The following is a 26958-nucleotide window of genomic DNA, read 5'->3' on the forward strand; positions in this document are numbered from 1 at the left end:
CTCATGGTTCAGATTTGGAGACTGCTGGTTGCCGTCGTGGCCACCGTCGTGCTGGCTGGATGCGCGGGGCCCCTGAAGCAAAAATTCGAACCAGAAAACAAGGTCTGCAATAGCGCGCCTTGCGTAGCGCTGGGCACGGTGTACACCACAAGCTATTTCCAGGAGCGCTTCCTCCTAAAGCACATTGCGGGGCAAATCGTCGGCGGCGCCGTGGGAGGCGCCATCGCTGCCACCGCGCCCGGGGCACAACCCCCTCAGACCAATCCGCGGCTCGAAGTCAACGATTTCGAGAAGAACCTCGGCGCTTTCGACACCACTCAATACTTTTCCCAAGCGCTGAAGGACCGTCTAGGAGCACTTCCGCAAGTCGGCATCAAGTTCGTGGAAGACGGCGTTGCCAGGGAGCAGATCCAGGCGCAAGTCCGCGCCACCGCCGGGTGGGCGCCACACGTTGTCGACCCGAAGACTGGCGAAAAGCTCACCAACGTGGCCGCTTTCCGGGTCAAGTACGGCATGGGCGCTCGCGTAGGCAACGAACAACTCGGGTTCCGCAAGTCGTATCGCCCGTTCGTGCAGGTCGTCGGCCAGGTCAGGAACCTTCCGAGCGGCAAGCTCGCCTGGGCCGACATGGTGCTGGTGTTTGGCCCCCAGCGCTTTGTCGGATCTGCTGCCGATGCCGACAAGATGAACACGGACGAGCTGCGCAAGACGCTTCAGACCCTCTGCCAAGAGGCTGCCGATCTGCTCGTCAAGAGCTTGAGTGGCGAGCAACTGCCGGAGATGCCCGAGATCGTCGACGCCAATACGACGGATTGGGAGTTCTGAGCCGCACGACCCGCCGTCAACAGGCCGCGCTCATCGTTCTGTCGCGCCGCAGCACGCACAATCGGGGGCATGACTGACTCGCTCCCGCCGCAACCCGGCGTGCTCGGGGCCATCGACATGGGCTCCAACAGCTTCCGCCTGGAGCTGGCCCAGCTGAGCCCCGGCCGCTACAAGCGCATCGACTACCTGAAGGAGACCGTGCGCCTGGGCGCCGGGCTCGACGAAAACGGCCTGCTCACCGAAGACGCCATGCAGCGCGGCCTGGCCTGCCTGCAGCGCTTTGCCAGGCGACTGGAGGGCATCCCGTCCGAGCGCATCCGCGCCGTGGCCACGCAAACGCTGCGCGAAGCCCGCAACCGCGATGCCTTCCTCGTGCGCGCCCGTGCCGCGCTCGGCCAGCCGATCGAGGTGATCTCGGGCCGTGAAGAGGCCCGCCTCATCTTCGCCGGGGTGGCCCGGCTGCAACCGTCGGACGACTGGCGCCTCGTCATCGACATCGGCGGGCGCTCCACCGAGATGATCCTCGGCCAGGGCCGCATGCCCCTGCGGGCCGAGTCGTTCCAGGTCGGCAGCGTGAGCCTGTCGATGCGCTACTTCGGCGACGGGCGTTTCACCGAAAGCGCCTTCCGCGCCGCCCAGGTGGCGGCCGGTGCCGAGCTGGAAGAAGCCCTCGTGCCCTTCGCCTCGCGGCACTGGAAAGAAGCCCTCGGCTCCTCGGGCACCGCAGGCGCCGTGTCGCAGCTGCTCGAAGCCAACGGCATCACCGACGGCACGATCACCCCCTACGGCCTGCGCTGGTGCATGGAGCAATGCCTGCGCGCCGGCCGCGTCGACCGGCTCAGCCTGCCCGGCATGAAGGACGACCGCCGCGCCGTCATCGGCGGCGGCCTGTCCATCCTCTACACGCTGGCCACGCATTTCGACATCGCCGAGCTGCAGCCCGCCAAAGGCGCCCTGCGCCAGGGCGTGATCTACGACCTCGACGAGCGGCTGGGCACTACCCCCGGCGGCACCCGCCCGAGCCATGACGTGCGCGACGCCTCGGTGGCCGAGCTGCAGCTGCGCTTCGAGGTCGACGTGCCGCAGGCCCGGCGCGTGGCCGAGGTGGCGCTCGCGCTGCACGCCGCGGTCGCCCCCAGCGCCGACCCGGCCCTCGCCCGCGAGCTGGGCTGGGCCGCCGCGCTGCACGAGATGGGCATGATGGTCTCGCACCACGACCACCACCGCCACAGCGCCTACCTGCTCGGCCACGTCGACGCGGCGGGTTTCTCGCAGTCGCAGCAGCGCCGCCTCGCCGAGCTGGTGCTCGCGCAACGCGGCGGGTTGCGCAAGGTGGAAGCGCAGCTGGGGCAGGACGGCTTCGCGTGGCAGGCGCTGTGCCTGCGCCTCGCGATCATCGTGTGCCATGCGCGCACCGCGGTCGACCTCGGCGCCCTGAGCCTGAAGCGCCGCGGCACCGAGGCCGAACTCGCGGTGCCGCCGGCCTGGGCGGGTGCGCACCCGCGCACCCTCTTCCTGCTGCAGGAAGAAGCGGCGGTGTGGGGGCGCAGCGGCGTGCTGCACCTGCAGATCCAGGCGTGAGCTTGGCCGCCTTGCGCTAGCGCAAAGCCTCGGCGCCTGGCCGCCCTAGTCTGTGGTTCACCACCACAGAGAAGGCTGAACCATGTCGCACCCGATCAAGCTCCTGGCCACGCTGGCCGCCGCCTGCACCGGCCTCGCCGTGGCCGCACCCGCAAGCGCGCAGCAGCTGCCGCGTTCGTTCGACGCGTCACCCGACATCTACAAGGTCATCGCCCAGAACGAGCAGTACAAGGTGATCGCCGTCACCTGGAAGCCGGGGCAGAAGGACGTGTTGCATTCGCACCCGGCGAACGCCGTCTACTACCTCACAGACTGCAGCCTGCGCGTGCACGCCCCCGACGGCACGACCCGCGATGCGCAGCCCAAGGCCGGGTTCGCGCTGGTACAGGGGGCGATCCCCGGCCATGTGCTCGAGAACACCGGCACCGGCGATTGCCGGCTCGTGATGTTCGAGCCCTCTTAGCGGCTCACATCGCGGCTCACAGGCAGTCGGGCGACTGCACCGCCTGCAGCACCACCTGGCTGCCGGTCTCGCGCTCGCGGCTGCGCAGCCACCAGACCGCACCCTTCTTGATGACCCAGCTCTGGGCGACTTCGCCCAGCAGCAGCGCGGCCACGTGGCCAAGCGTCGGTTGATGCCCGACGATGAGCACCGGCTCGCTCGACTCGGGCCAGCGTGCCGCCGAGAGCACGGCCGTGGCCGAGGCATCGGGCGCGATGGCCTTCACCGTCTTGAAGCTGCGGTCGAGCGCCTTGGCGGTCTGCTGGGTGCGCAGCGCCGGGCTCACGAGGATGCGCGTGGAGTGCGCGAGCCGGTGGTTCAGCCACTCGGCCATGCGCTGCGCCTGGCGCTCGCCCTTGGGCGTGAGCGGGCGATCGAGGTCATCGAGCCCCTCGCGCTCGGGCACGGCTTCGGCGTGCCGCCACAGGATCAGGTCCATCCTCAGCCTCCCGCTGCGTAACGTTCCATCAAGGCGCGTTGCGCGCTCGGGCCCTCGAGGCCCACACGTTCGTACTCGCCATCGGCGCGGAGCTCCCAGGCGTCCTGGCTGTCGTGCAAATACGGCACCAGGCATTCGTCGATCACCCGCTGGCGCAGCTTGGCGTCGCGCACCGGCCAGGCCACCTCGATGCGGCGGAACATGTTGCGGCTCATCCAGTCGGCGCTCGACAAGTAAAGCGCCTCGTCGTCGTCGCCCGGCCCCCAGCGGAAGTACAGCACCCGTGAATGCTCCAGCAGACGGCCCACCACCGAGCGCACCCGGATGCGGTCGGTCAGGCCCGGAATGCCGGGCGGCAGCATGCAGGCGCCGCGCACGATGAGGTCGATGCTGGCACCGGCTTGCCCGGCGGCGACGAGCGCGTCGATCAGCGGCACGTCGGTCAGCGCATTGACCTTGGCGACGATGCGCGCCGGCTTGCCGTCACGCGCGGCCTGCGCCACCTGCTCCACCAGCCGCAGCATCTGCTTGTGCAGCGTGAACGGCGCCTGCAGCAGCTGCTTCATCGGTCGCGTCTTGCCGAGGCTTGCGAGCTGCTGGAAGACGGCGTCGGCATCCGAGGTCAACTCGGGGTCGGCCGTGAGGTAGCCCACGTCGGTGTAGAGCCGCGCGGTCTTGGGGTTGTAGTTGCCGGTCGACAGGTGCGTGTAGCGGCGCAGGCGGTTGCCTTCGCGGCGCGTCACGAGCAGCAGCTTCGCGTGCGTCTTCAAGCCCACGATGCCGTACACCACCTGCGCGCCCACGGCTTCCAGCCGCTCGGCCCAGTTGATGTTGGCCTCTTCGTCGAAGCGGGCCTTCAGCTCCACCACCGCCATCACTTCCTTGCCGCGGCGCGCGGCTTCGATCAGCAGGTCCATCAACGGCGACTCGCTGCCGGTGCGGTAGATGGTCTGCTTGATGGCCAGCACGTCGGGGTCTTCGACGGCTTCGCGCAGGAACTGCACCACCGGGTCGAACGACTGGAACGGGTGGTGCATCAGCACGTCGCCCACTTCGCTCAGGTGCTTGAAGATGGATTCGTCGCGCGACAGGCGGCGCGGCCACGAGGCCTCGTGCGGCGGGAAACGCAGGTGCGGCGCGTCGGCGGCATCGATCAGCGCGTTGAGGCGCACCAGGTTCACCGGGCCGTTCACCTGGTAGAGCGCCGCCTCGGGCAGGGCGAACTGCGCGAGCAGGAAGGCCGAGAGTTCGGGCGGGCAGGTGTTCACCACCTCCAGGCGGATGGCCTGGCCGAAGTGCCGGGTGGTCAGCCCCGAGCGCAAGGCCTGGCGCAGGTTGACCACGTCTTCCTCGTCCACCGCGAGGTCGGAATCGCGGGTGAGGCGGAACTGAGAAAACGCCTCCACCTCGCGGCCTGGGAAGAGCTCGGCCAGGTGGGCGCGGATCACGCTCGTCAGCAGCACGAAGCCCTGGCCGCCGCCGGCGATCTCATCGGGCAGGCGGATCACCCGCGGCAGCACGCGCGGCACCTTGACGATGGCGATGCTGTTCTCGCGGCCGAAGGCGTCTTGCCCGCCCAGGCGCACGATGAAGTTGAGCGACTTGTTGGCCACCTGCGGAAACGGGTGCGACGGGTCGAGCCCCACCGGCACGAGCAACGGGCGCACCTGGCGCTGGAAGAAGTTGTCGACCCAGCGGCGCTGCGCTTCGTTGCGGTCACCGTGGTTGAGGATGCGGATGCCTTCGCGCTCGAGGGCCGGCATCACCTCGTCGTTGAAGCAGCGGTACTGGTCGTCGATCAGGCGGTGGGCATCCATCGCCACCACCTCGAGGTCGCGGTGGGACACCCCCGCCCCCGGCTGTCGCGCAGCCTCGATGTAGTCGGCGAAGCGCACCTCGAAGAACTCGTCCATGTTGGACGAGACGATGCAGATGTAGCGCAGCCGCTCCAGCAGTGGCACATCGTCACGCCGCGCCTGGGCCAGCACCCGGCGGTTGAAGGCGAGGATGGAGCTTTCGCGGTTGAGCAGAGCCAGGGTTCTTGTTATGGGCACCGGGGTCATCAGGCCAGTCTATGAAGGTTTTGCGACGATTTGGTGACAGCCTCGATGCTCGTGTGACAGCTCGGCACGAGGTGGCTGACGAATTGATGACACACCGCCGTCCAGTCGAACTGCAGGGCGCGCCGGCGGGCCGCCTCGCGCGGGATCTTCAGCGCAGCCAGCGCCGCCACGCGCAGATCGTCGTGCAACACGCCGCCATCGTGTTCGTCGTGCTGGGGGGCCACCACGTCGAGCGGGCCCGGCACCGGGAAGGCGGCCACCGGCGTGCCGCAGGCCATCGCCTCCAGCATCACGAGGCCGAAGGTCTCTGAGCAGCTCGGGAACACGAAGGCATCGGCCGCGCTGTAGATCTTGACCAACTCCGGCCGCGGCACCACGCCGTGCCAGTGGACCTCGGGGTACTTGCGCTTCAGGGTCTCTTCCAGCGGGCCCACGCCGTAGACGAGCTTCGAGCCCGGCAGGTCGAGCTTGAGGAAGGCTTCGAGGTTCTTCTCGTAGCTGACCCGGCCCACGTAGAGAAACACTGGCCGCGGCAGGCCCAGGTCGGCGCCGTCGATGGGCTTGAAGAGGCTCAGGTCGACCCCGTGCGACCAGGGCTTGAGCGGCGCAAAACCATGCCCGCGCAGGATGTCGAGCATGCCGGTGGTGGGCACCATGATCCCGCTCGACGGCGCGTGGAAGCGGCGGAACCAGGCGTAGCCCCAGCGCTCCGGAATGTGCAGCGCCTTGGCGAGGATGTCGGGGAAGCGGGTGTGGAAGGCGGTCGTGAACGCCCAGCCGCGCTTCAGGCAATGCGCCCGCGCCGCCGAGCCGAGCGGCCCTTCGGTGGCGATGTGGATGGCGTCGGCCTGGGCTTCATCGAGCATCGCCGCCACCTTGCGGCCGGGCCGCCAGGCCAGCTCGATCTCGCGGTAGCCTGGGCAGGGGAACCGCCGGAACCCCGAGGGCTCGACCAGCACCACCTCGTGCCCCATCGCCGACAAGCCCTCCTCCAGCTCCACCAGCGTGGTCACCACGCCATTGACCTGTGGCCGCCAGGCGTCGGTGACGAGGGCGATCTTCATGCCACGGCCTCGGCCACGACGACAGGCGCCAGGTGGCGCAGGCGCATCTGCTCGGCCCAATCGACGATCTCCAGCCGGCCATCGGCCTGCTCGGCCAGCGCGGTGAGGCTCTCGACCCAGTCACCGTCGTTGGCGTAGGTGATGCCGTCGATCTCGCGCAGCTCGGCGTGGTGGATGTGCCCGCACACCACGCCCTGCATGCCGCGCCGCCGCGCCTCGCGCGCCACGGCGTTCTCGAAGTCGCCGATGAAGTTGACGGCGCGCTTGACCTTGAGCTTCAGGTACTTCGACAGGCTCCAGTACGGCAGCCCCATGCGCGCGCGCAGCGAGTTGAGATACCGATTGAGCTTGAGCGTGAACTCGTACAGCGAGTCACCCACGTGCGCGAGCCACTTGGCGCACTGGATCACGCCATCGAAATAGTCGCCGTGCATGACCCAGAGCTTCCGGCCATCGGCCGTCTCGTGCACCCACTCCTCGGCCACGTCGATGCCGCCGAAGTTGTGGCCGACGTACTTGCGCGCGAACTCGTCGTGGTTGCCCGGGATGAAGATCACCCGCGTGCCCTTGCGCGCCTTGCGCAGCAGTTTCTGCACCACGTCGTTGTGCGCCTGCGGCCAGTACCAGCTGCGGCGGAGTTGCCAGCCGTCGACGATGTCGCCCACGAGGAAGAGCGTCTCGCACTCCACGTGCTTCAGGAAGTCGAGCAGCGCTTTGGCCTGGCAGCCAGGCGTGCCCAGGTGCAGGTCGGAGATCCACACGCTGCGGTAGTGGCGCTTGTGCTCGCGCGGGGTGTCCTCGTGTTCGCGCGAGTCGTCACCACCCGCGAGATCGGCGCCACGAGGGGCCCATGCCTGAAGGAATGCTGCGTCACGTTGCATGGACCCACATGGTCCGCGTGATGAATGACCGTGCCGTGGCGGGGCCGTGAAGAATGGGTGACGGCGTGCGCCGGATAATCCGCGGATGCATTTGTTGATCCCCTACGCCGCGCCGCATTCGGAGCGTGGCCTTGCGGCGCTGCGCAGCCTGAAGCTGCCTCACCTGAGCCGGCTGCTCGGCCGCCTGCGCCCGACCGACACCCTCGGCAGCGACGAATACAGCCTCTCCCCACCCCACGAACTGGTCCACGCCAAGGCACTCGGTTGGACCGCCGACGACGGCTGCTTCCCCTGGGCCGCCCGCCAGGCCGCACGCGACGGCGTCGACGTGGGCACCAAGGCCTGGGGCCAGCTCACGCCGGTGCACTGGCACGTGGGCGCCGACCACGTGACCCTGCCCGACCCGGCCAACCTGCACCTGAGCGCACAGGAGTCGCACACCCTCTTCGAAGCGGTGAAGCCCTTGTTCGAAACCGAAGGCTGGGAGATGGCCTGGGGCGCCCCCATGCGCTGGTACGCGGCACACGACTCGCTCGACGCCCTGCCCAGCGCCAGCCTCGACCGCGTGGTCGGCCGCAACATCGACCTGTGGCTGCCCACGTCGCCGCAGGCCAAGCTGATCCGCCGCCTGCAGAACGAGGTGCAGATGCTGCTCTACCAGCACCCGCTGAACGACCACCGCGTGGGCCTGGGGGCCCTGCCGGTCAACTCGTTCTGGCTCAGCGGCTGCGGCCGTGCGCAGGCCGAAGCCGCCGAGCCGCCGCAGGTGGCCGACGGCCTGCGGGGCCCGGCCCTCGGGTCCGACTGGGCAGCGTGGGCCGAGGCCTGGCGTGCACTCGACGCGGGCGCCGTGCAGCAAGCGCTGGCCGCCGCACGCGATGGCCAGCCGGTCACGCTCACGCTCTGCGGCGAGCGCCGGGCACAGCGCTTCGAGCCGCAGCCGCTGAAGCTGTGGTCGCGCCTGAAGCCGCCCTCGCCGGCCGTGGCGCCCTTCCTGGAGGCGCTGTGATGTCCGTCACCCGAGAGCCCACCCTGCGGTTGCGCGAAGTGCCGCCGCGCACTGTGTGGGCGCTCGAACAGGCCGGCGTGCACCCGCTGCTCGCGCGCCTGTACGCCGCCCGCGGCGTGCGCAGCCCCGACGAGATCGACGACGCGCTGGCCGGCCTGGTGGCGCCCACCCAGCTGCTGGGCACGCAGGCCGCGGCGAGCTTCCTCGCCGACGCCATCGCCCGCAAGCAACGCATCTGCGTCGTGGCCGACTACGACTGCGACGGCGCCACCGCCTGCGCCGTGGCCCTGCGCGGCCTGGCGCTGCTCGGCGCCGAGCCGGGCACGCTGTGCCACGTGGTGCCCGATCGGGCGGTGCACGGCTACGGCCTCACGCCGGCCATCGTCGACCTGGCCCTGCAGAAGCAACCCCAGGTGCTGCTCACGGTCGACAACGGCATCGCGAGCCTCGCCGGCGTGGCGCACGCACGCAGCGTCGGGCTCGATGTGGTGGTGACCGATCACCACCTGCCCGCGAAAGACCAGGACGGCACGGTGCAGCTGCCCGCCGCCACGGTGATCGTGAACCCCAACCAGCCCGACTGCGGCTTCCCGAGCAAGAACCTCGCGGGCGTGGGCGTGATGTTCTACGTGCTGCTGGCGCTGCGCAGCGAGCTGCGCGCACGCGGCGTGTTCAGCGCCGAAACCCAGCCGCGACTCGACGCACTGCTCGACCTCGTGGCCTTGGGCACCGTGGCCGACGTGGTGAAGCTCGATGCGAACAACCGGCGGCTCGTCGCCCAGGGCCTGAAGCGCATCCGCGCCGGCCGCATGCAGCCCGGCGTGGCAGCGCTCTTCAAGGCGGCGGGGCGCGACGCCTCGCGCGCCACCGGCTTCGACTTCGGCTTCGCCTTGGGCCCTCGCATCAACGCGGCGGGCCGACTGTCCGACATGTCGCTCGGCATCGAATGCCTGCTCACCGACGACCCCGCCCGCGCGACCGAACTCGCCCAACTGCTCGACACCATCAACCGCGAACGCCGCGACGTCGAAGCCGGCATGCGCGAGCAGGCCGAAGCCATGCTGGCGCGGCTGATGCCAGCGGGCGACGCACCGCCTGCACTCGCGATCTACGACCCCGACTTCCATGAAGGCGTGGTCGGCATCGTCGCCTCGCGCCTGAAAGACCGCGTGCACCGCCCGACCTTCGTCTTCGCAATGGGGCAGGACGGCCTGCTCAAGGGCTCGGGCCGATCGATCAACGGCTTTCACCTGCGCGACGCGCTCGACCTGGTGAGCAAACGCCACCCCGGCGTGCTGAAGAAGTTCGGCGGGCATGCGATGGCCGCGGGGGCGACGCTCGCCGAAGAAGACTTCACCACCTTCGTCGACGCCTTCCAGCGCGTGGCCACCGAATGGCTCGACGCCGCCACGCTCTCGCGCACGCTGATGACCGACGGGCCGCTGCCCGCCGAGTACTTCAACCTCGACACCGTGCGCTCGCTCGACGCGCAGGTGTGGGGCCAGGCCTTCGAGGCGCCGCTCTTCAGCGACGAGGTGGAGGTGGTCTCGCAGCGCCTGGTCGGCGAGAAGCATTTGAAACTGGCCGTGCGGCATGCGGGCGCGCTGCGCGACGCGATCTGGTTCGGCCACAGCGAGCCGCTGCCCGACCGCGTGACGCTCGCCTACCAGCTGCGCATCGACGAATACAACGGCCAGCAGCGGCTGCAGATGATCGTGGAAGCGGCACGCTGATTGCCACTGGCGGATGCCGCCGCCGATTACCACTCGCGTCACAAGGTTGCATTCGGTTGCCGGCAAGGCGGCACCCGTCGGACTAATCTGTTTGGTGCCTCGGAAAACGGTTCGGGATCCAAACATGAAACGCCCACCCTCTCAGGAAACCTCGGCGAGCGCCATCGACCTGCAACGCCGCGCCGGCCTTGCAAGGCTGACCGCCCTGTGCGCCGCAATCAGCGTGCCGCTGGTGAGCTGCGGCGGCGGTGACTCCCCGGCGCCTCCACCGCCTCCCTCGCCACCACCCGGGCCGCCCCAGACCACCCGCCTCAACACCACCGCGCGGCTGACCGCACCCTGGAGCTTCGTCTTCCTGCCCGACGGCCGGGTGCTCGTCACGCTCAAGGCCGGCCAGCTCGCCGTGCTGAGCGCCGACTTCAGGACGATTCGCACCGGCTTCTCCGGCATCCCCGCGGTCAACACCGACAGCCAGGGCGGCCTGCTCGACATCGCGCTCGACCCCGACTACACCACCACCCCGGGGTCGGACTGGGTCTACTTCTCCTACTCCGAGCCCGACGGCGCCTTCCTGGGCACCGCGGTCAACCGCGGCCGGCTCGATCTGGTCAACAACCAGCTGCTCGACGTTTCCCGCGACCCACTGTTCCGCCAGGCGCCGAAGACCGGCATCCCGGCGCACTACGGCTCGCGCCTCGCCTTCGGTGGCGACAAGACGCTCTTCATCACGCTCGGTGAGAAGCAGTCGTCCAACCTTGCGCAAGACCTGACCACCACGCTTGGCAAGGTGGTGCGCATCAACCGCGATGGCAGCATCCCCGGCAACAACCCCAACATGGGCGCGGGCGCACGCCCCGGCATCTGGAGCTACGGCCACCGCAACCCGCAGGGCGCGGCGATCCACCCCACGACCGGCGAGCTGTGGATCAGCGAACACGGGCCTCAGGGCGGCGACGAGATCAACATTGCGCGCGCCGGCCAGAACTACGGCTGGCCCCTGCGCAGCTACGGCTGCAACTACGGCGACACCAACGCCAACTGCATGATCGGCGGCGGCACCCATGCGCCCGCCTACACCGAGCCGGTGACCTGGTGGCCCGGCCCCGGCAACACGCCGCCGTACAACTCCATCGCGCCGAGCGCCATCGCCTTCTACACGGGCCCGGGCTTCCCGGCGTGGCAGGGCAGCCTGCTGGTGGGCGCGCAGGCCGGCATGGCGCTCTGGCGGCTCACGCTCAGCGGCAACACCGTCACCGCCCGCGAGCGCATCTGGGAAGGCGAGCGCGTGCGCTGCGTGCGTCAGGGCCCCGACGGCTGGATCTACTTCATCACCGACGACGGCTGGCTGTACCGCATCAGCCGCTGATCGCCCGCTGAGACGCACTGCCAAGCCCCTCCCCGCACGACGCCGGGAGGGGCTCCCTACAATTCGCAGGTGATCCGCAACGCCGACCTGCACTGCCATTCCATCGTGTCCGACGGCACGCTGGAGCCCGAGGCGCTCGCCGCACGGGCCGCGGCCAACGGGGTCGACCTGTGGGCCCTGACCGACCACGATGAAATCGCCGGCCAGCAGCGCGCCCGCGCCGCCGCCCATGCCAACGGCATGGCCTACCTCACCGGCACCGAGATCTCGATCACCTTCGCCAACACCACGGTCCACATCGTCGGCCTCGGCTTCGATGCCGACGACGCGGCGCTCGCCGCAGGCCTGCGCGCCACGCGCGGTGGCCGCGAAGAGCGGGCGCGCGAGATGGCCGCGGGCCTGGCCGCGGTCGGCATTGCCAATGCCTTCGAAGGCGCGCTGAAGTACGTGGGCAACCCGGAGCTGATCTCGCGCACGCACTTCGCGCGTTTTCTCGTCGAGACCGGCGTGTGCGCCGACACCAGCGAGGTGTTCCGCCGTTTTCTGGTGGAAGACAAGCCCGGCTTCGTGCCGCACCGCTGGGCCTCGCTCGCCGACGCCGTGCGCTGGATCACGCAGGCGGGTGGCATCGCCGTCATCGCGCACCCGGGCCGCTACAAGCTCACGCCGGTGGAAGAAGACGCGCTCTTCCATGAATTCAAGCAGCACGGCGGCCAGGCGCTCGAAGTCGTGACCGGCAGCCACACCCCGGCCGAGTACGGCATCTACGCCGACCTGGCGCTGGCGCACGGCCTGCTGGCCTCGCGCGGCTCCGATTTCCACAGCCCCGACGAAAGCCACATCGACCTCGGCACGCTGCCCGCGCTGCCGGCCCGCCTGACCCCCGTGTGGGACGCGCTCGCCTCGCGCGTGCACCGCCCGTGAGCGCGGTCGCCGCGCACCTGCCCACGGCGCGGCACCGGCCGCTTGCCGGCATCGGCCTCATCCTGGTGATGGGCTTGTGGTTCGTCACGCTCGACACCACCGCCAAGTACCTCGGGCAGGTGCTGCCGATCATCGTGGGCCTCTTCGCGCGCTATGCCGTGCAGGCGCTGCTGATGGGCGGCTGGCTGGCGCTGCGCCTGCTGCGCGGCGGCAGCAACCTCTTTCGCAGCGCGCACCCACGCTTCCAACTCTTGCGCGGCACGCTGCTGCTGGCGACGAGCGCGCTGCTCTTCATCGGCATCCGCAACATGCCGGTGGCCGAGTTCACCGCCGTGGGCATGCTCTCGCCGGTGCTGGTGACGGTGCTGGCCGCACTCTTCCTGCACGAGAAGGTGTCGCCGCTGCGCCTGGCGCTGGTGGCCGGCGGCTTTGCCGGTGCGCTGATCGTCGTGCGGCCCGGGGCCGGCATCTTCGGCTGGGTGGCGCTCATTCCGCTCACGATGGCGCTCGTCTACGCCGGCTTCCAGCTGCTCACACGCCGGCTGTCGAACCTCGAACACCCGCTGACCACCCACTTCTACACCGGGCTCGTGGGCGCGCTCGTGGTGGGCGCGATCCTCGCCTTCGAGTCCACGGCCGCGTGGGACGCGCTGCGCAGCGCACCGCCCTCGGTGTGGGGCTTGCTGCTGCTCGTGGGCGTGGCGGGCACGGTGGGGCACCTGTGCCTCATCCTTGCGGTGGGCATGGCGCCGATGGCCACGCTCATGCCCTTCACCTTCCTGCAGCTGGGCTTCGCGAGCGTGGCGGGCTACCTCGTGTTCAACCACGTGCCCGATGGCTGGGCCTTCGTGGGCATCGCCGTCGTGGGCGTGTGCGGCGCCACCTCGGTGTGGCTCAACCTGCGCGAGAGCGCCGCCGCACAGCGCATCGCGCCGGCCGATTCGGCGCTCACGCCCGACTGACATGAACACGCCCCCACGTCGCTTCGCTCCTGCCCCCCGAGGGGGCGCTCAGTGGCTTCGGGTGGCCGTGCACCACTGACCACCATGCCCCGCGTCCTCGACATCCACCCCGACAACCCGCAGGCGCGCCTGTTGAAGCAGGCCGCCGACGTGCTGCATGGCGGTGGCATCGCCGCCGTGCCCACCGATTCGAGCTACGCCCTCGTGTGCCACCTCGACGACAAGTCGGCCGCCGAGAAGCTGCGTCGCATTCGCGAGGTCGACGACAAGCACCACCTCACGCTGCTGTGCCGCGACCTCTCGGAGCTCGCGAGCTACGCACGTGTCGACAACAAGCAGTACCGCCTGCTCAAGCACGCCACGCCCGGGCCCTACACCTTCCTGCTGGAAGCCACGAAGGAAGTGCCGCGCCGCGTGTCGCACCCTTCGCGCCGCACCATCGGCCTGCGTGTGCCCGAGCACACGATGCTGCAGCAGCTGCTCGACGTCTTCGGCCAGCCGCTGCTGTCGACCACACTCATCCCGCCCGGCGAGACCGAGCCGCTGAACGACCCGGAAGAAATCCGCGAGCGCTTTCGTGGCCAGGTCGAGATCGTGGTGGATGCGGGCGCCTGCCCGATGGAGCCGACCACCGTGGTCGACTTGACCGGCGACGAGCCGGTGCTGGTGCGCCTGGGGCGCGGTGACCCGGCGAAGCTGGGGCTTGCGGCGTAGGCGTCCTCCCGTTCGCGGTCGGCGCCGCCCCCCGTTCGCCCTGAGCTTGTCGAAGGGCCGTGATGGAGCACTGCGCTGCCCTTCGACAGGCTCAGGGCGAACGGGAGGGAGGGGCTAAACCTTGAGCGCCGCCGTCACCACGATCTCGATCTTCCACTCGGGCTTGGCGAGCTTCGCCTGCACGGTGGCGCGTGGCGGCGCATCGCCGGGGGCCACCCAGTCGTCCCACACCTCGTTCATGCCGGAGAAGTCGGCCATGTCGGCGAGGAAGATCTGTGCCATCAGGATGTGGGCGCTGTCGGTGCGCGCCTCGGCGAGCAGCTTGTCGACCATCGCGAGCACCTGGCGCGTCTGGCCCTTGATGTCTTGCGTGGCGTCGTCGGGCACCTGGCCTGCGAGGTAGACGGTGCCGTTGTGGATGGCCATCTCGGAGAGACGGTCGCCCACGTGAAAACGTCTGACGGCATGGGTCATGTCTTGTGTCCCTTCGCATGTGGGGTGGCGCCGGCAGCCTTCTGCCCGAGCTTGCTTTCCTTGCCGGCGAGCAGCTTCTGGATGTTGGCGCTGTGGCGCCACACAAGCAGCAGGCTCATCACGGTGATGGCGCCGGCGATCACGCCCGCGTCCCAGATCAGCAGCTGGTAGAAGGGCGCGAACACCGCCGCCACGATGGAGCCCAGCGACACGTAGCGGAAGAAGGCCACGATGATGACGAAGGTGAGCAGCGTGGCCGCGCCCAGCCAGGGGTTGAAGGCGAGCAGCACGCCCGCGGCGGTGGCCACGCCCTTGCCGCCTTTGAACTTGAAGAACACCGGCCACAGGTGCCCGAGAAAGGCCGCCAGGCCCACCATCGCGACCGTGCCCGCACCGAGCCCGAACCGGGGGCCGTAGATCAACACCAGCAGCACCGGCACATAGCCTTTCAACACGTCGAAGACCAGCGTGAGGATTGCCGCGGCCTTGTTGCCCGAGCGCAGCACGTTGGTGGCGCCGGGGTTGCCCGAGCCGTAGCTGCGCGGGTCCGACAGACCCATCAATTTGCTGACGATCACGGCGAACGAGAGCGAGCCGATCAAATAGGCCGCGACCACCGCGGCAGCGGAATACAGGGTCTCCATCGGGCGAGCTGTTGTGGTGCTGAGGTAGTGCTGAGGTTTGGGCGAGATTCCAGCGGCTATTCTGCACCCGCGCACTGCACCGGCTTCGCGTTCAGCACCTCGGTCAACACCTGTGGCGAAAGGCCGACAAGGTAGCCGCGCCGCCCGCCGTTGATGTAGATGCGCGGCAACTCGAGCACCGTGCTTTCCACATAGATCGGCATCGCCTTCTTGGTGCCGAAGGGCGAGGTGCCGCCCACCATGTAGCCGCTGTGGCGCTGCGCCACCTCGGGCTTGCAGGGCGAGACCTTCTTGGTGCCGATCTGGCGCGCGAGGTTCTTGGTGCTCACCTGGCGGTCGCCGTGCATCAGCACGATGAGCGGCTTGGCGTGTTCATCTTCCATCACCAGCGTCTTCACGACATGGTGCTCGTCGACGCCGAGCTGCTTCGACGACTCGGACGTGCCGCCGTGGTCCACGTAGTCGTAGACGTGCTCGGTGTAGGCCACCTTGTGCTGCTTGAGCAGCTGGGTGGCGGGGGTTTCGGAGACGTGGTCTTTCTTGGCCATGATGGGCGGATTGTCCCGCTGGCGAAGGCCGTGTCTTGTCTCTTATTGCGCCGGATCGCGGTGCTTCCAGCGGATGGCGTCGATCTCAGCGAGCAGCTCCGGCGAGAGCTGCACGTCCCAGGCGTCGAGGTCTTCCACCAGTTGCTGCGAATTGGTCACGCCAATGATGGTGCTCGCCACGCGGCGCGAGCGGTAGCAGAAGGCCAGTGCGAGCTGCGTGGGCGTGAGGCCATGCGCTTTCGCGAGCGCGTTGTAGAGGCGCGCCGCCTCCAGTGCCTCGGGCCGGCCCCAGCGCTGCTTGCGTGACGATTCGAACGCCGCGAGGCGCCCCTTCTCGGCAGGCCCGGTGAAGCCGGAGGCGTCGTACTTGCCGGTGAGCGCGCCAAAGGCGAGCGGCGAGTAGGCGAGCAGCGCAACGCCATAGCGGTAGAGCGTCTCGTCGAGCCCGTTGTCGAGCGCGCGGCTGGTGAGCGCATACGGGTTCTGCACCGTCACCACGCGCGGCAGGTTGTGCTGCTCGGCCAGCCGCACAAACTCGGCCACGCCCCAGGGCGTTTCGTTCGACAGGCCGATGTACCGCACCTTGCCGGCCTTCACGAGTTTGCCCAACGCTTCGAGCTGGTCGTGGATGGAGGTCTGCGGCTTGTCGTGCTTCGGGTCGAAGTAGAGGCTGCCGAACATCGGCGTGTTGCGGTTCGGCCAGTGGATCTGGTAGAGATCGATCACCTCGGTTTGCAGGCGCTTCAGGCTGTCGTCGCAGGCCTGGGCGATGTCGGCGGGGCTCAGGTCGGGCGAGCCGTTGCGGATCCAGTCCATGCCGCGCGCCGGGCCGGCCACCTTGGTGGCGAGCACGATCTTCTCGCGCATGCCGGGCCGCGAGGCGAGCCAGGTGCCGATGATGCGTTCGGTGGCGCCGTAGGTCTCGCGCCGCGCGGGCACGGCGTACATCTCGGCGGTGTCGATGAAGTTGATGCCGCGGCCGATGGCCTGGTCGAGCAGGGAATGCGCGAGGGCTTCATCGACCTGCTGGCCGAAGGTCATGGTGCCGAGGCAGATGGGGGTGACGAGCAGGTCGCTGCGACCGAGGGGAATGCGCTGCATGAGAGAGAGGTGCTGCCGGTGGAGCCCGGCAGTGTGCCGCAATCAGGTCGTTCCTGCAGGCCAGCGCCTGCGTTCAACGTGTGGCCAGCACCACCAGCTTCTCAGGCGACACCCGCACGCGCAGCGCGCTCTCGGGCACCACGCTCACGACGGCGAAGCCGCGGTGGTCGGTGAGGCGGCGGGCCGGCTCCATCAAGGCATCGCCATTGCGCCCCGTGAGCGCCGCGACGACCGGCGTGTTGGCATTGGCCCCCCGCTTGATGACCACGCCCACCTCGCCGCACTCCAGCTGCACGAAGCAGCCCGGTGGGTAGACGCCGAATTCCTTGATCACCGCCGCGGCCATCGGGTGTTGCGAATCCTTGATGAAGAGGTCACGCCCGGCCTGGTTGGCTGGCATCGCCTTGCGCGTGATGCGCGGGCTGAGCTTGGCGGTGTACATGTCGACGCGGCGCAGCAGCGAGGCCATGTCGTCGACGTCCTGGCAGGCACGGGGGTAGCCGTGGCCGCCGGCGATTTCATGGTGGTTGCGCACGGCGGCGAGCCAGTCGGCGTCGACGACACCCGAGGCTTCGAGCATCTCGGCACTGCGCGTCGGGTGGTCGTGGATGAGCTCGCGCTGCGCGGCCGTGGGCGGCGTGACCTGCGTGGCCAGGCGCCCCTGCAGCTCGAGCATCGAGAGGTTCATGGTCAGCGCAGCCTTGAAGACACGCTCGACGGCGGCCTTGTCCCAGCCCAGGCGTTGCGCCACCAGGTAGCTCGCGATGGCGGTGTGCACCGAGTGCGACACACCGTAGGGGTTCTTGCCCGCGGCCTCTTGCCGCACCACCTGGAAGATGGCGAGATCGGGGTCGCGCTCGACGAGCGCCAGCACCGGCTCGGCCGCCTCTTCGAGCGCCTTCGCGAACTCGGGCAGCGAGGGCGTCTTCAGCGTGCGGCCCACCCGGTCGATGCAGCCGCTCCACAGGCCGGGAAGCGTCTCGACGGGCGCTTCGAGCACCTCGGTGCGCACGCTCTTCAGCTCGTCGGTGTCGACCAGCGCCTCGCGCTCGAACAGCGCCTCGAGCTGCTCTTCGTCGCGGATGACCTGCCCGCGGGCGAGCAGCAGGCGATGGTCCTGCCCACGGATGTTGAACGGCACCGGCCCACCCAGGCAGATGCGGTTCTTGACGGCGGACAGAGGCGAGTACGGCATTTCTTTGTTTTCGACGGGTACAGTGCAGCATCTCCCCGGGGAAATCCCTGAGCCCGCGTGCGCTTTCGTGCCAGACCTCACGCTCTATGCTGGCCCGTCACCGATGAAGGACTCCGCATGACCCTGGCCTCGGCTTACGACCGCCTGCACGCTGGCTTCCGCTGGAAGGTGCCGCCGCACTTCAACATCGCCGACGTGTGCTGCGGCCGCTGGGCCCGCGAGACCCCCGAGGCCACCGCCATCCTCTACGAGCACGAGAACGGGCAGACGCTCAGCTGCACCTACGGCAGCCTGCAGGCCCAGGCCCACCGCCTGAGCCACGCGCTGCAGCGGCTGGGCGTGGAAGCCGGCGACCGGGTGGCCATCGTGATGCCGCAGCGCGTGGAGACGGCCGTGGCGCACATCGCCATCTACCAGCTGGGCGCGGTGGCCATGCCGCTGTCGATGCTCTTCGGGCCCGAGGCGCTGGCCTATCGCTTGCAGCACAGCGAAGCCAAGCTCGCGATCGTCGACGAAAGCGCCATCGCCAACCTGCTCGCGGCACGCGGCGAATGCCCGCAGTTGCAACACGTGGTGGCGGTGGGCGCCGCGCAAGGCCAGGGCGACGCCGACTGGACGACCCTGCTCGCCCGCGAGCCCGCGCACTTCCAGCCGGTGGTGACGAAGGCCGACGACGCGGCCGTGCTCATCTACACCAGCGGCACCACCGGGCCGCCCAAGGGTGCGCTCATTCCGCACCGCGCGCTCATCGGCAACCTGCCGGGCTTCGTCTGCAGCCAGAACTGGTTTCCTCAGCGTGGCGACGTGTTCTGGTCACCCGCCGACTGGGCCTGGACCGGTGGGCTGATGGACGCCCTCTTGCCCACGCTCTACTTCGGCCACCCCATCGTGGCCTACCAGGGCCGCTTCTCGCCCGAGAAGGCCTTCGAGCTGATGGCGCGCTACGGCGTGACCAACACCTTCCTCTTCCCCACGGCGCTGAAGGCGATGATGAAAGCGGTGCCCGCGCCGCGCGAGCGCTACACGCTCAGGCTGCGCGCGATCATGAGCGCGGGCGAAGCGGTCGGCGATGCGGTGTTCGGCTACTGCGAGCAGCAGCTCGGCATCACCGTCAACGAGATGTTCGGCCAGACCGAGATGAACTACGTGGTGGGCAACTGCGGCTGGTTCGTCGACACCACCGGCGCCCCGCACAGCGCCTGGCCCGCCAAGCCCGGCAGCATGGGCCGCCCCTACCCCGGCCACCGCATCGCGGTGATCGACGACGAAGGCCGCGAGTGCCCGCGCGGCACGCCGGGCGACGTGGCCATCCACCGGCGCGACGTGCACGGCCAGCCCGACCCGATCTTCTTCCTCGGCTACTGGCGCAACGACGAGGCCACCCGCGCCAAGTTCACCGGCGACCCCGCCGACTCATGGTGCCGCACCGGCGACACGGCGGTGATGGATGAAGACGGCCACCTTTGGTACCAGGGCCGCAGCGACGACGTGTTCAAAGCCGCGGGCTACCGCATCGGGCCGAGCGAGATCGAGAACTGCCTGGTCAAACACCCCGCCGTGGCCAACGCGGCGGTGGTGCCCAAGCCCGATGCCGAGCGCGGGGCGGTGGTGAAAGCCTTCGTGGTGCTCGCACCGGGCCACGCGGCGTCGGCCGGGTTGGTCGAGGCGCTGCAGCAGCACGTGCGCGGCAAGCTCGCGCCCTACGAGTACCCGAAGGAGATCGAATTCATCGACGCCTTGCCGATGACGACCACCGGCAAGGTGCAGCGCAAGGTGCTGCGGGAACGTGAGGCTCAGCTCCGTTCGGGCTGAGCCTGTCGAAGCCAGGCCTCAACGAGACGAAAACCCTTCGACAAGTCCTGTCCTGAGGATGTCGAAGGGTCAGGCCGAACGGGGCGCGGCGAAGGCGGCGAGCGCGTCGCCCGCGATGCGGCACACCCGCCAGTCGGGCATCACCGTGGCCCCCATGCGCTCGTAGAAGCGGATGGCGTTTTCGTTCCAGTCGAGCACGCTCCACTCGAAGCGGCCGTAGTTGCGCTCGGCGGCCAGCTTGCCCAGCCGCGTGAGCAGCGCTTCGCCGATGCCCTTGCCGCGGTGTGCAGGCTGCACGTAGAGGTCTTCGAGGTAGAGCCCGGGCTGCGCGAGGAAGGTCGAGAAGTTGGTGAAGTAGAGCGCGAAGGCCACCACCTCGCCGCCGAGGTCGGCCACCATCGCCTCGGCCACCGGCTTCTCGCCGAAGAGGTGTGGGCGCAGCTTTTCAGGCGTGACCTGCAGCAGGTGGGTGAGTTTTTCGAATTCGGCCAGTTCGCGGATCAGGCCCACGATGGGTTGCACATCGCGCAGCTCGGCGGCGCGCAGCACCGCGTTGTGAGAGCCGGTGGGTTCAGAAGCAGGGTGAGACGGCATGCTGCCGATTCTGTCAGCCCGCGCACGCCCCCACATCGCATATGGGCCTGATCAGGCCGTTGCTTCGAGGGGTTGCGCCGGCAACAGCAAGGGCTCGCGCGGCTGCACCGGCAGGTGCTGGCAGAAGAAGTCGACCACCCGGGTGATGTAGAGCGGCAGCGCCTCGTGCAGCGTGCCGGCGTGCGAAGCGCTGGCGGTGAGCCACAGCCGCGCGGCGCAGGCCTCGGCCACCGCCTGGGCCACGGTGGCCGGCACCTGGCGGTCGCCCCGGCCGTGCACCACCATGACGGCACGGTTGCGCAGCGAGGCCAGATCGCCCAGCCACGGCCGGCGGCCGAGGTCCACGCCTGAGAGCAGCCGCCCGAGCCAGCGGGCGACGGGCATCAGCACCTCGGCCGGGTAGCGCGCTTCGCCGCGCAGGTCTCGCCGCGGGCTGTCGGCCACCACGGCGGCGATGGCGGGCTCTTCGGCCGCGGCCATCAGCGCGGCGCAAGCGCCGAGCGAGGCACCGATGACCCCGATGTGCCCCGGCGCATGGCCCTGTGCCAGGAGGTAGTCGACGGCGCCGAGCACGTCGTGCCGCTCCGATTCGCCATGCCCGCGCAGGCGTGTGACGAGCACCGTGATGCCACGCGAACGCAGCGCCTGCGCGAGCGTGCGCACATGCAGGCTGCGCCCTTCGACGCGGGCATCGCTGCCCCAGCAGCCGACCTGGCCGACGACCAGCACCACCGCCGAGCAGGCCTCGGGCCCGGCGTGCAGGAGCGTGGCGCCGATGCGCGCCCGCCCGTCGCGCGACGCAAACTCGACCTCACGGCACTGCAAGGCCCCCACCAGCGAGGGCGCGGGCACCGATTCGCGATGCGAGCGTCTCCACCAGCGCGACACCCCGTGGAGGCCTTCGGCCACCGCGGCGGCCATCGATCCCTGCTGCAAGGTGGTGGTGTTCATGCGAGTCCCCTGTGAAAGCGGTGATGGAGTGTCCAGTGTTGGGCGGCGCCCCGCCTCCTGTCCTTGAAGGATCTGAAGCGTCCTGAATCGGGGGTTGATCGCTTAAATTCCAGGCAGGAGACCCCCGTGGCACACCAGCCTTCCGACATCCACCGTTTCGACCGCATCGAGGTGCGGCCCGCCCAGCGCGAGCTGCTCGTCGACGGCCAGCCCGCCGCCGTGGGCGCACGCGCGTTCGATCTGCTGCTCGCACTCATCGAGCATCGCGACCGGGTGGTGTCTAAGAATGAGCTGCTCGACTTGGTGTGGCCGGGGCTCGTCGTCGAGGAAAACAACCTGCAGGTGCAGGTGTCGACGCTGCGGAAGGTGCTTGGGCCAAAGGCGATTGCGACGGTGCCCGGGCGGGGGTATCGGTGGACGTTGGAAGGGGATGCGCCCCTTGCAACGGCCGCCACTTCCCGTCGCCCCCCTTTTCCCGGCCGCCCGTCCGGCTTGCTGGGCCGTGACGTTGATCTCAGCGCGCTGCTCGACCTGATCGACCGGCACGCGCTCGTCACGGTGGCCGGCCCAGGTGGCATCGGCAAGACCACCCTTGCCCGCCGGGCCGAGCAAGAGAGGGCAACCTGGCGCGCCGACGGCTGCGTGTGGGTCGAGCTGGCATCGCTCACCGATGGAAGGCTCATCCCTGGCACCGTGGCCCAAGCGCTCGACCTGCAACTCTCACCAGACCGCGACGCACTGGCCTCGCTCGTGACAGCACTGAAGCCGCTTCAGCTGCTGCTGGTCATCGACAACGCCGAGCATGTGGCCGAGGCGCTCGCACCGGTCGTCAGCGCCGTGCTGGCGGACGCGCCGGGCGTGCATGTGCTCGTCACCAGCCAGAGCGCTTTGCGCTTGCACGGCGAACATGTGCTGCGCCTGGAATCTCTGGCGGTGCCCGAGGCTCATGCAAGTGCCCACGAGGCCGCAGCGTATGGCGCGGTGGCCCTGTTCACCGAACGCGCTCGCGCCGCCGACCGACGCTTCACGCTGACCGACGAAAACGTGAGCGAGGTAATCGAAATCTGCCGCCGCCTCGACGGCGTGCCTCTCGCGCTCGAACTGGCCGCCGCGCGGGTGCCTCTGCTGGGCGCCCGCGGTGTCGCCAAGCGTCTCGACGACCCATTCAAGCTGCTTGCCGGTGGCAGCCGCTCTGCGCCGACGCGACAACAAACCTTGCGAGCGGCGCTCGAATGGAGCCTTGCACTCCTGCCTGATGACGAACGCAAGCTGTTCATGCAGCTTGGTGTGTTTGCGGGTGGGTTCACGCTGGATCTCGCACGAGAAGTGCTCGCCGAACAAGACACGGTTGACGAATGGGCGTTGATCGACTCCTTCGCAGCGCTGGCCGACCATTCGCTGCTGGGTGTGAAAGGCGGAGATCGGCCTCGGTACCACCTGAGCGAGACTGCACGCGCCTATGCGCTTTCGCAGCCGCATTCGTCAGACCTGCAGGACCGGCATGCGCTTGCGCTGCGCCGCCTGTTCGAAGCGGCTCCCTCGGACTGGTTGCGGATGCCCGATGTCGAATGGCTCGCCCGATACGAGCCCGAGCTGGACAACCTCCGCGCGGCGCTGAACTGGTCCCACGCGCACGGACACCACGAGACACTTGTCGCGCTCGTCGGATCGGCGGCCCCGTTGTGGCATCACCTGTCGCTCTATGCAGAGGCGCAGCGATGGCACGGGCTGAGCGAACCGTCGGTGAACGCCGGCGTTTCAAAGCCGCTCGCGGCGCAGTGGTGGCGGGCCGCCCAATGGGCATGGACCCAATCGGCGCCCGACCGATCGCGGGCTGCCGCTGAAAAGGCGCATCAGCTCTATCGAGAGCTGGGCGATACCCATGGCCTCTATGCCGAACTCACCGGCCTGGCAGGCATGTGGAACGGGCCGGATGTGCGCGCCAAAGCGGCGCTGGATGAAGCGCTTGCCTTGGAACAGCCGGACTGGCCCCCTCGTGAACGCGCGTGGGGGCAGCGTGCGCGCGCCGATGTCGCACGCGCCGAAGGACGCCTTGCCGATAGCCGCACCGCACGGGAAGCGGAGTTGGCCTTGCGCACAGCGGCCGGTGATGAACGCGGCAGGCTACGGGCTCTTTCGCACCTGGCCAGCATCAATGCGCTGATGGGCGACCACGAAGTGGCTGCCCGGTTGGGGCGAGAGCTTGTCGCTGCTTTGCGGGGCAAGAGGATGCCGGCGTCTCTTGCGGCCGCCTTGCGGGGCTTGGCCGAGGCCATGAGCGCCTTGGGGGACGCCTCGGCCGCGGAGGTCCTGGTAGGCGAAGCCGACGCGCTGGCCCAGCGGGAGGGCCGGAGCCAGCACGCGGCCCACTGACTGCGTCACACGTCAGAAGTTGCGGTTCTGGATGATGGGATCGAGAACGGCGGTAAGACCAGTCTCTTCTTCCACCACGCTCACGTTGTACGCAAACGCGAGGCCATCGGCGTTCTTGTTCTTCGCAGAAGCGACGCGGCCGTCCTTCGACACTGAAACAGGACCGAACGATTTCTTGGCGCCCGGAGAGGTGAACACGATCGCCGTGCCGTCCGTCGGAAAGCGGAAACCCCGGGTGTCGAGCTTCCACTGAATCGTGACAGGGCCAGAGTAGGCCGTCAGGTCCAGAAGTTCAGGTGTCACAGCGGCCTGGATGTGCAAGCCCGCCGCCTTTCGATACGCCACCACGTGCACGACGACGGCTTGTTCTTGTTTACTCATGATCTCGCTCCTGAAGGTTTCGATGTGCCACGCCCGCCCCGGCCGGCCTGTAGCTGCTTGACAAGGTCGGCATAGTCGGGGTGCCGATAGGAAGTCCGCTGAACACGAGCGCTGAGGGCGATGGCACTGGTGCGATCGCCAAGGTAAAGCCGCGCGTGCGCTAGGGCCGTCAGCGCCGCGGCGTTGGCACCATTGGCATACGGCGCCAGAAGTGTGTCGGCTCTGCGCCAGGTTTCGCGCGCGGCATCGGCATTCGCTGCGGCTGACTGGAGCGACCCCAATACAAGCGCGACCCGTGCCAACTCCACCGCCAGCCGTTCCCTGTCGGGAATGTTCTGCCCAAGCAGGATGCTCGACTGGTTCAGAAAACCTTCAGCCTCAGACATGACCTTCGCATCTGATCCGCGGTCTGTCGAGACATTGGCGCGCAAGACCAAGGCGCGAGAGCGAGCGACGGTGGCCTGAAAAAGCCCCGCGGCGCCAGCCTTCGCAAGCTTCTCTGCACACGCAGAAGCCGCGGCGAGCTGACGGCGAACCTCATCGTCCCGCCGCTGCGCCCACACGCTTTCGGCAAGCAATAGCCGAGCAGCGCAGGCATCACCCTGCCAAAACAGGTTCTTTGCGTCTTGTTCTGCGAGCTGCTCCGACAGTTGCAGGCTCGCTCTCGCAGTCGACTCCGCGGCATCCAATCGCCCAAGAGACAACTCGCTGAGCCCGATTCCGTTGAGCGCGCTTGCGATTCCGCGCTCTACCGACCGGTTGCTGTCTGCGTCGGGCGCGCCGCGAAAGAGCGCCAGCTTTTTCTGCTGTTGCTTCAAAGCCAGTTCGTGCTCGCCCAGGAGAGAAAACGCGTCCGCCTGCCACCCGTGGTTGTGCGCCAGCTCGAATCGCAATTCAGGGCGCTGTTGCATGAGTTCGCTCAGCAACGCATCAGCAGCCTGAAGGGAACGCAACGCCAAGCGAGCCTGCCCCATGCCGAGCTGGACCGTGCCCTGGTTCGCATGAGCAAATGCGACCTCCGAACGCCAGTCGAGGTTCGCGGGATCCTTGGACGAAAGCCGCTGTGCAAGCGTCAGATACTCCTGGAACTCGCGCTGTGCGGTCTGGCCGTCTCCTTGCTTCCACGCTGCATAGCCCACCCAGAACACGCTCTGCGCATGGTCGAACAAGCGACTCGAATCGGAAGGCGCCTGCTCGAGCAACTTCGCCGTGGTCTGTGCGGCCTGCTCGAAGGCCTTCTGTGCCTCGGATGGTTGCCCGCGCAGGTCGCGAATCTCGCCAATGAGGTGCATTGCTCGAGACCGATGCCCGAGCGCCGTCGCATCCAGGCTCTCGGCGTTCTGGCCGGCGTAGTACCCCAATGCCTTTTCGCCCACGGAGTCCAGCACTTCCAGCCGGCCAACCGGCTCGAGCTTCTTGCGCAGATCGCCGAGCATGAACTCGATGAGACCTTCTGCCTGCTGACGTTGGTACTGCGCTTCGTTCCGAGCCTGTAGCGCGACGATCGCCAGAAATGCAAACACCACCACACCGACGGCCGACGCCGACGCAAGCGCTGTCAGCCACCGCACACGCCGCTGCACGTCGCGCCGCACCAGATCATCGAACGGCACGCCCAGCATTCCGGCGAGCAGCTTGAGCGTCGCCCGATGCAGACCATCGCCCTCCTTGCGCATGTCCGCCGCAATCGGTTCCAGCGACTCGCCTTCGGCCTTGCCGTCGGCCGTTAAAGCGCGCCGCAGCGCCGGCGGAAAACATTCCTCCGCCTCGCGCCCGGCCATGTCGCTCGCAAACGGCTCCCCGCGCGCGATCAGCGCGAGCACACGCCGCTCGCCGTGCAGCTTCTTGAACTCGATGATCTCGCGGTTGACCCATGGCGAGCGCGCGGCATCGGGTGTGCAGACGACGATCAACCAACGGCTGCGTGACAGGGCCTCGTGGACGCTCGCCTTGAGGTCGCTGCCGGCGTGCAGCTCATCGCGGTCGCGAAACACCGGCGACACGCGCGGTGGCACGGCGCCGTGTGAGGTTTCGCGCCCGACCAGGCGCTTGGGCACGCGGTAGGTCTCGAGCTGCTTCTGCAGCCGCTTCGCGATCGCCTTGTCGTGGTGGCTGTAGCTCAGGAAGGCCCAGTAGCGGTACTCCGCCGTCGGCTCAGCAGCGCCAGGCGATGCCGGCTCAGAGGGAGACACGAGCTTGAGGTTCACGCCGCCCTCATCACGTGAGACACGGCCGCGGCCACCTGCACCGGCCCGCAGCGGCGAGACGGCGCGCCCTCATACGCATTGCGCCCGCGCGCGGGGCGGCCTTGGCGTTGCCAGATCAGCGTGGGCGCGGCGTGCTCTCGCGTCGACACGTGGACGACGGGCATGCGGCGCTTGCAAGCCCCGTTCACCACATCGGCCGTGCCGCCCGGGCCCTGGGCGGGGCGGCCGTCCCACAGCGCGATCAGCAGGTCGGAGCGGTCGAGCAGGGCCTGCGCCGCACGGTGATACGCCTGCGCGTTGAACCCCGGGCGGCCGGGCAACTCGGTGACGCGCTCGGCGCTGCGCAGCAAGGCATCGAACTCGCGACGCGACGCCGCCGCCGGGAAGTCCCGAGCATACAGGTCGCGATCGAACGGCAACACCGCGTGCAGCGCGAACCCTTCATCGAGCGCCAAGCGCGCCACGTGCCGATCGGCCCCTTCGGCGAGGCCGCACACCAGCATCAACGAGGCAGCCCCCGAAGCGCGTGCCTTCTGCGCCACGTGTGCGAGCAGCGGCTGCACCTGCGGCGTGAGCCGGTCGAGCTGGTGTTGCGAAATGCGGTTCAAGCGATGC

General features: G+C 68.8%; 25 protein-coding genes. 11 read left to right on the forward strand and 14 right to left on the reverse strand.

The features are described 5' to 3' along the window. The first annotated feature begins 36 nt into the window (after nucleotides 1-36). The 3 genes from KF892_08255 to KF892_08265 all read left to right on the forward strand — a co-directional run bounded on the left by KF892_08255 (nucleotide 37) and on the right by KF892_08265 (nucleotide 2869). Nucleotides 37-825 (forward strand): hypothetical protein, encoded by a 789-nt coding sequence (locus KF892_08255; protein ID MBX3624988.1) that lies wholly within the window; start codon nucleotides 37-39, stop codon nucleotides 823-825. Nucleotides 826-894: 69 nt separating this feature from the next. Then, the gene (locus tag KF892_08260) at nucleotides 895-2406 is read left to right on the forward strand and encodes a Ppx/GppA family phosphatase (protein MBX3624989.1); all 1512 of its coding nucleotides are present in this window, start codon (nucleotides 895-897) and stop codon (nucleotides 2404-2406) included. An 82-nt stretch (nucleotides 2407-2488) separates the two neighbouring features. Continuing rightward, the gene (locus KF892_08265; protein MBX3624990.1) at nucleotides 2489-2869 is read left to right on the forward strand and encodes a hypothetical protein; all 381 of its coding nucleotides are present in this window, start codon (nucleotides 2489-2491) and stop codon (nucleotides 2867-2869) included. A gap of 16 nt (nucleotides 2870-2885) precedes the next feature. Here the strand turns inward: KF892_08265 and sixA are convergent, their stop codons facing one another. Genes sixA through KF892_08285 form a run of 4 tightly spaced genes read right to left on the reverse strand, consistent with a single transcriptional unit; the run spans nucleotide 2886 to nucleotide 7355 of the window. Continuing rightward, nucleotides 2886-3347 carry a phosphohistidine phosphatase SixA gene (gene sixA, locus KF892_08270; protein MBX3624991.1) on the reverse strand — a complete coding sequence of 154 codons (462 nt, stop codon included), beginning with the start codon at nucleotides 3345-3347 and terminating at the stop codon, nucleotides 2886-2888. Nucleotides 3348-3349: 2 nt separating this feature from the next. Further along, the gene (gene ppk1, locus KF892_08275) at nucleotides 3350-5410 is read right to left on the reverse strand and encodes a polyphosphate kinase 1 (protein MBX3624992.1); all 2061 of its coding nucleotides are present in this window, start codon (nucleotides 5408-5410) and stop codon (nucleotides 3350-3352) included. Then, on the reverse strand, nucleotides 5410-6474 hold the full coding sequence (locus KF892_08280) for a glycosyltransferase family 1 protein (protein MBX3624993.1): 1065 nt from the start codon (nucleotides 6472-6474) through the stop codon (nucleotides 5410-5412). Before KF892_08280 ends, ppk1 begins: the two co-directional genes overlap by 1 nt. Beyond that, complete coding sequence (locus KF892_08285) at nucleotides 6471-7355, reverse strand: UDP-2,3-diacylglucosamine diphosphatase (GenBank protein MBX3624994.1); 885 nt, start codon at nucleotides 7353-7355, stop codon at nucleotides 6471-6473. The genes KF892_08280 and KF892_08285 overlap by 4 nt, the downstream gene beginning before the upstream one ends. A gap of 85 nt (nucleotides 7356-7440) precedes the next feature. Between KF892_08285 and KF892_08290 the strand changes: the two genes are divergently transcribed. The 6 genes from KF892_08290 to KF892_08315 all read left to right on the forward strand — a co-directional run bounded on the left by KF892_08290 (nucleotide 7441) and on the right by KF892_08315 (nucleotide 14063). Then, on the forward strand, nucleotides 7441-8364 hold the full coding sequence (locus tag KF892_08290) for a hypothetical protein (protein MBX3624995.1): 924 nt from the start codon (nucleotides 7441-7443) through the stop codon (nucleotides 8362-8364). Further along, on the forward strand, nucleotides 8364-10097 hold the full coding sequence (gene recJ, locus KF892_08295; protein ID MBX3624996.1) for a single-stranded-DNA-specific exonuclease RecJ: 1734 nt from the start codon (nucleotides 8364-8366) through the stop codon (nucleotides 10095-10097). The genes KF892_08290 and recJ overlap by 1 nt, the downstream gene beginning before the upstream one ends. 124 nt (nucleotides 10098-10221) lie before the next feature. Further along, on the forward strand, nucleotides 10222-11463 hold the full coding sequence (locus KF892_08300) for a PQQ-dependent sugar dehydrogenase (protein ID MBX3624997.1): 1242 nt from the start codon (nucleotides 10222-10224) through the stop codon (nucleotides 11461-11463). 69 nt (nucleotides 11464-11532) lie between these two features. Beyond that, complete coding sequence (locus tag KF892_08305; GenBank protein MBX3624998.1) at nucleotides 11533-12387, forward strand: PHP domain-containing protein; 855 nt, start codon at nucleotides 11533-11535, stop codon at nucleotides 12385-12387. A gap of 68 nt (nucleotides 12388-12455) precedes the next feature. Continuing rightward, nucleotides 12456-13349 carry a DMT family transporter gene (locus tag KF892_08310; GenBank protein ID MBX3624999.1) on the forward strand — a complete coding sequence of 298 codons (894 nt, stop codon included), beginning with the start codon at nucleotides 12456-12458 and terminating at the stop codon, nucleotides 13347-13349. 84 nt (nucleotides 13350-13433) lie between these two features. After that, nucleotides 13434-14063, forward strand: coding sequence for a threonylcarbamoyl-AMP synthase (locus tag KF892_08315; protein ID MBX3625000.1), 630 nt, complete (start codon nucleotides 13434-13436; stop codon nucleotides 14061-14063). A 114-nt stretch (nucleotides 14064-14177) separates the two neighbouring features. Here the strand turns inward: KF892_08315 and KF892_08320 are convergent, their stop codons facing one another. The 5 genes from KF892_08320 to KF892_08340 form a co-directional block, all read right to left on the reverse strand. After that, nucleotides 14178-14537 (reverse strand): RidA family protein, encoded by a 360-nt coding sequence (locus tag KF892_08320; protein MBX3625001.1) that lies wholly within the window; start codon nucleotides 14535-14537, stop codon nucleotides 14178-14180. Then, nucleotides 14534-15181 carry a glycerol-3-phosphate 1-O-acyltransferase PlsY gene (gene plsY, locus KF892_08325; protein MBX3625002.1) on the reverse strand — a complete coding sequence of 216 codons (648 nt, stop codon included), beginning with the start codon at nucleotides 15179-15181 and terminating at the stop codon, nucleotides 14534-14536. Before plsY ends, KF892_08320 begins: the two co-directional genes overlap by 4 nt. 56 nt (nucleotides 15182-15237) lie before the next feature. After that, nucleotides 15238-15729 carry a Cys-tRNA(Pro) deacylase gene (gene ybaK / locus KF892_08330; GenBank protein ID MBX3625003.1) on the reverse strand — a complete coding sequence of 164 codons (492 nt, stop codon included), beginning with the start codon at nucleotides 15727-15729 and terminating at the stop codon, nucleotides 15238-15240. A gap of 42 nt (nucleotides 15730-15771) precedes the next feature. Further along, nucleotides 15772-16830 carry an aldo/keto reductase gene (locus KF892_08335; protein MBX3625004.1) on the reverse strand — a complete coding sequence of 353 codons (1059 nt, stop codon included), beginning with the start codon at nucleotides 16828-16830 and terminating at the stop codon, nucleotides 15772-15774. Between the two features lie 73 nt (nucleotides 16831-16903). Then, nucleotides 16904-18025 (reverse strand): hypothetical protein, encoded by a 1122-nt coding sequence (locus KF892_08340; protein ID MBX3625005.1) that lies wholly within the window; start codon nucleotides 18023-18025, stop codon nucleotides 16904-16906. Between the two features lie 117 nt (nucleotides 18026-18142). On the opposite strand from KF892_08340, the gene KF892_08345 reads away from it, so the two are divergent. Then, on the forward strand, nucleotides 18143-19837 hold the full coding sequence (locus KF892_08345; GenBank protein MBX3625006.1) for an AMP-binding protein: 1695 nt from the start codon (nucleotides 18143-18145) through the stop codon (nucleotides 19835-19837). A 69-nt stretch (nucleotides 19838-19906) separates the two neighbouring features. On the opposite strand, the gene KF892_08350 is transcribed toward KF892_08345, so the two are convergent. Together KF892_08350 and KF892_08355 are read right to left on the reverse strand one after the other, a co-directional pair. After that, nucleotides 19907-20431, reverse strand: a complete 525-nt coding sequence (locus KF892_08350) for a GNAT family N-acetyltransferase (GenBank protein ID MBX3625007.1) — start codon at nucleotides 20429-20431, stop codon at nucleotides 19907-19909. 51 nt (nucleotides 20432-20482) lie between these two features. Further along, on the reverse strand, nucleotides 20483-21382 hold the full coding sequence (locus KF892_08355) for a prolyl oligopeptidase family serine peptidase (protein ID MBX3625008.1): 900 nt from the start codon (nucleotides 21380-21382) through the stop codon (nucleotides 20483-20485). Nucleotides 21383-21508: 126 nt separating this feature from the next. On the opposite strand from KF892_08355, the gene KF892_08360 reads away from it, so the two are divergent. Continuing rightward, complete coding sequence (locus tag KF892_08360) at nucleotides 21509-23755, forward strand: helix-turn-helix transcriptional regulator (GenBank protein ID MBX3625009.1); 2247 nt, start codon at nucleotides 21509-21511, stop codon at nucleotides 23753-23755. 12 nt (nucleotides 23756-23767) lie between these two features. Here the strand turns inward: KF892_08360 and KF892_08365 are convergent, their stop codons facing one another. The 3 genes from KF892_08365 to KF892_08375 are packed head-to-tail and all read right to left on the reverse strand — an operon-like array spanning nucleotide 23768 to nucleotide 26951. Beyond that, nucleotides 23768-24136, reverse strand: coding sequence for a hypothetical protein (locus KF892_08365; GenBank protein MBX3625010.1), 369 nt, complete (start codon nucleotides 24134-24136; stop codon nucleotides 23768-23770). Further along, a complete protein-coding gene (locus KF892_08370) occupies nucleotides 24133-26343 on the reverse strand; it encodes a toll/interleukin-1 receptor domain-containing protein (protein MBX3625011.1) in 2211 nt (736 codons plus the stop codon). Before KF892_08370 ends, KF892_08365 begins: the two co-directional genes overlap by 4 nt. Continuing rightward, nucleotides 26340-26951 (reverse strand): hypothetical protein, encoded by a 612-nt coding sequence (locus KF892_08375; GenBank protein ID MBX3625012.1) that lies wholly within the window; start codon nucleotides 26949-26951, stop codon nucleotides 26340-26342. The genes KF892_08370 and KF892_08375 overlap by 4 nt, the downstream gene beginning before the upstream one ends. Nucleotides 26952-26958: the final 7 nt, after the last annotated feature.

It is taken from the genome of Rhizobacter sp. (genome assembly GCA_019635355.1).
Taxonomy (GTDB): Bacteria; Pseudomonadota; Gammaproteobacteria; order Burkholderiales; family Burkholderiaceae_C; genus Rhizobacter.